The following is a 3,775-nucleotide window of genomic DNA, read 5'->3' as shown; positions in this document are numbered from 1 at the left end:
CCGGCCTCGCCGCGCTCGCCCTGCACCGCTTCTCCTCCGCTCCCCCGCTGCTCTCCCTGGACCACATCGACGTCCTGGTGCCCCGCACCCGGCGGCTGCGGTCCACCGGATTCGCCCGGCTCGTGCGCGCCAACGCCCTGCCGACTCCCCAGCAGATCACCGGAGTTCCGGTCGCCCCCGTGCCTCGCGCCCTCGCCGACGCCGTGGCGCAGCTCGCCGAGGCGGGCGTCGTACGAAGGCTGCTCACCGAGGCCGTGCGCGGCGGGCACTGCGAACCGGCGGCGATCGTGCGGGAGTTGAACCACGCCCGGCTCCTCACCCGCCCGCACGTCGTCGATGCCGTCGACTCGCTGCTCGCCGAGGGCCGCGCGATCGCCGAGGACCGGCTCTACCGGATGGTCTCCGAGCACGGCCTGCCCGAGCCGCTGTGGAACGTCGACCTGCGCCTGCCCGGCGGCCCGCACCTCGGCGGCGTCGACGCCTACTGGCCCGACCAGGCCGTCGCCGTGGAGCTGGACACCCGGGCGCCCCGCCAGGGCCTGCGGCAGGACGACGACGCGATGTGGTCGGAGTACGCCCGTAAGCGCGAGCACCTGGAGCGGCTCGGCATCACCGTCGTACACATCACCCCGAAGAAGCTCAGGGACGCGCTGGAGCAGCAGGCCGCGGTGGTGCGGACCGCGCTGATGGCCTCCGGCGACCGCGCTCCCGCCGCGTACGTCGTGGTGCTGCCGAGATAGCGGGGGGCGCGGCACCGCATGCGCAGGAGGGGAGTGCAGGGGCGGAACCCCGGACCGGCCGGGTCGTGACAGGCCGGGCAGGTCCGGGTTCCGCCCCTGTGCGTTGCCCGGAGCGCATCGGCGCGGCGCCCGGAGCGGCCCCGCGCGGCTAGTCCTTCCCGCCCTTCCCGGCCTTCCCGTCCTTCCCGCAGTACTCCGCCTCGACGATCCGCTCCGCGTCCCCGCCGGGACCGTTGAAGTTGAACGCCAGCGCATGGCGGCCGTCCGCCGTCGAGAGCGCCACCGACGACGAGCCGTGGATGCCGCCGCCGTGCCCCCACAGGACCGTTCCGCAGGTCGTCGGGACGGGTTCGAGGCCGAGTCCGTACCGCCGGCCGGGCCGGTCGTCGCCCTGGGGCACCGTCGTCCTCATCTCGGCGAGCTGCTTCTTCGGCAGGAGCCTGCCCCGCAGCAGCGCGGTGTAGAAGCGGTTGAGGTCCGCCGAGTCGGAGATCATCCCGCCGGCCGCGCCCGCCACGGACGGATTGAGTTCCGTCACGTCGTGGATCGTGGCGCCGGGCTTGTCGGAGAGCCGGGTGTACGCGCGTGAGCTGGGGCTCGGCAGGGTCGGGTCGGTCAGCGGGACCTTCGTGGCGCGCAGGCCGAGCGGCTCGATGATCCGCTCCTTGATCTGCCGCGCGTACGACGTGCCGGTGACCTTCTCGATGACCATGCCCGCGAGCACGTAGTTGGTGTTGGAGTACCTCCAGGCCGTGCCGGGCGCGAAGTCCGGCTTGTGGCGCATGGCGATGGCGACCAGCTTTTCGGGGGGCCAGGTGTCGTAGCGGTGTTTGAGGAACTCCTCGCCGAACACCGTCCGCTGGAAGTCCTCGTCGGACGTGACGTTGAAGATCCCGCTCGTGTGGTTGAGGAGCTGGCGCACGGTGATGCGGTCCCCGTCGTGGCCGTTGCCCTCGACGACGCCCGGCAGCCATCGCCCGACCGTGTCGTCCAGGTCGAGTCTGCCCTCGGCCTCCAGTTGCAGGAGGACCGTCGCGACGAAGGTCTTGGTGATGCTGCCGATGCGGTAGCGGTCGTGCTCGCCGCGCGGCGTCCCGCGCTCCAGGTCGCCGATGCCCGCGGCGGCGTTCCAGGGGCCGCGGCGGTCCCGCACCTGCGCGGTCACGCCGGGCGCGTCCTCGTCGAGGGCGGCCCGCATCGCGCGCAGCGTCGCGCGGTGCCCGTCCCCGTCGCCGCGTTCCGGCGCCGCGGCGAACGCGGGGGCCGCGAACCCGCCCGCCACCACCGTCGCGGCGAGCGCCGCCGCCACGCCTGCCCGTCCCCGCGACTGGCTCCTGTGCTTGAGCCCTGCCATGTCCGTGCCCCTTCCGTCCCGACGGTCGTCGGCCGAGGGGACCCGGGGGCCGGCACGGAGGTTGAGCGCCACGCCGGGGTTGAGCACGATCCGGCCTTCCGGCTCACCCCTTGCGCAGGACCAGCTCGGTGTTCCGGTCGCCCGCCTCGCCGCCCAGCGTGGGCTTCGCGCCGGGGGCGTTGAAGGACAGTTCGCGGTAGAGCGCGGCCAGACCGGTCTGGGAGAGATCGGCGAAATCCGTGCGGTGCGGGGCGGCGGACTCGATGAGCGTGGTGAAGACGGAGATCGTCCCGTCGTGGTTGTCGGTGAGCTCCACCACCCGCGCGAGTTGCGGGAAGTCGATGTGTGAGGCGGTGGAGACCTCCCAGAAGGAGCCGTGCGGGGTGCGGTGCGGGGTGATGGCGTTCTTGTGGCTGTGGCCGTTGACCCAGGCGAGGACGGAGCGGTACCGGCCGAGCAGCGCGACGATCTCGTCACCGCCGTGCCGCGCCTCGCCGGGCCGCGCGGGGTCGTGGCGCAGGTTGCGCATGGTCCTGCTGGTGTGGTGGCTGAGGACGACGACGTACGAGGGTCCGCCGGCCCGCCGCTCGTTCGCCTTCAGCTCGCGCTCCAGCCAGCGCAGTTGGGCCGTGCCGAGCGAGCCCTCGTAGTGGCCGCCGGGGTCGGTGGTGTCCAGGCTGATGCCGAGCACGTCGTCGCTGATGCGGAAGGAGTAGTACTGGGTCTTGGACGCGAGGTTCTCCTGGGTGTAGCCGTGGCCGACGGGGCCGGGGCCCGCGTGCGCCGGGTCGAGGTGCGCCTGGACGTACTCGGCGGGGGTGAAGGGCGCCCGCGACGCGTCCGGCGTGATGGACCGCATGCGCCGCGCCTCGCTCTTGAGGAGGTCCTTGAAGAGGGCGCCCTTGGGGTCACGCCCCTTCTTGACGGCCTTCCACAGCGCGGCGCCCCGCGACTCGTCCAGGGACATCAGCTTCTTGCCCCCGACGGCGAATTCGGAGAAGTACGAGTCCTTGGGCGCCCAGCAACCGCCGGGCAGCGCGTCGTGGTTGCCGACCGTGGAGTACCAGGGCAGCCCGAGGCCGGGGCTGTTGACCTCGCGGATCGCGGCGTCGAGGAAGCCGTGCAGGCGCGGGAAGCCGAGGCTCTTGTCGGCGTCGCGCACCGCGTCGTCGGGCTGCCAGTACAGCCTGAGGCCGCTGGACTGCACGCCTTCGTAGCGGCGCGGGTCACCGGTGTTGGGGCGGATGCGGCCGCCGTTCATCACCTTCAGGAACCAGTCCAGTTCGGCCCGCGAGTTGTTGTCCGTGTTGTCGCCGGTCGTCACGACGCAGTGCAGCGGGGCGCCGGTGGCGGGCGCGCCGCGCAGGGCGTTCACCCGCTCGACCAGGGAGACCGCGCCGGCCACCGACAGGGACTCGTGGGGCCGCCAGGCGCTCGCGGTCTGCGCGCGCAGGTACTCGTACCGCAAGGGGTGCTGGACGTCGACGAGGTGCAGGTCGGTGAACTGGACGAACGCGGCGAGCGCGGTGCGCCGCCCCTCGCGCCCCGCCTTGGCCGCCGCGAGGTCGCCGCGCACGACGCGCGGCCAGGCGGGTCCGTCGCCGAGCCGCCGGTAGCCGGAGGCGCCGCGGGCGGCGGCGACGGTGAGCAGGGTGGTGCCGTTCTTGTACGGCATGAGGGG

The 3,775-nt window shown here is 73.3% G+C and carries 3 protein-coding genes; 1 reads left to right on the top strand and 2 read right to left on the bottom strand.

The genetic code is table 11. The features are described 5' to 3' along the window. Positions 1–740 (top strand): hypothetical protein (locus AOK22_RS13445; RefSeq protein WP_055698860.1); only part of this gene is annotated, 740 nt, incomplete at its 5' end. A gap of 148 nt (positions 741–888) precedes the next feature. Here the strand turns inward: AOK22_RS13445 and AOK22_RS13440 are convergent. Both AOK22_RS13440 and AOK22_RS13435 read right to left on the bottom strand, forming a co-directional pair. Beyond that, on the bottom strand, positions 889–2,094 hold the full coding sequence (locus AOK22_RS13440) for a serine hydrolase domain-containing protein (RefSeq protein ID WP_055698861.1): 1,206 nt from the start codon (positions 2,092–2,094) through the stop codon (positions 889–891). Between the two features lie 103 nt (positions 2,095–2,197). Continuing rightward, positions 2,198–3,775, bottom strand: a 1,578-nt coding sequence (locus AOK22_RS13435; RefSeq protein WP_055698859.1) for a TIGR03767 family metallophosphoesterase, incomplete at its 5' end; no start/stop codon positions are given.

Origin of the sequence: Streptomyces silaceus (assembly GCF_001419745.1) — a bacterium.
GTDB lineage: Bacteria > Actinomycetota > Actinomycetes > Streptomycetales > Streptomycetaceae > Streptomyces > Streptomyces silaceus.
This window is presented reverse-complemented; position numbering and strand designations above follow the sequence as displayed.

Bases quoted from the DNA above. Each gene is read 5' to 3' on its own strand.
- AOK22_RS13440 (WP_055698861.1), bottom strand. From the start codon at position 2,094: ATGGCAGGGCTCAAGCACAGGAGCCAGTCGCGGGGACGGGCAGGCGTG.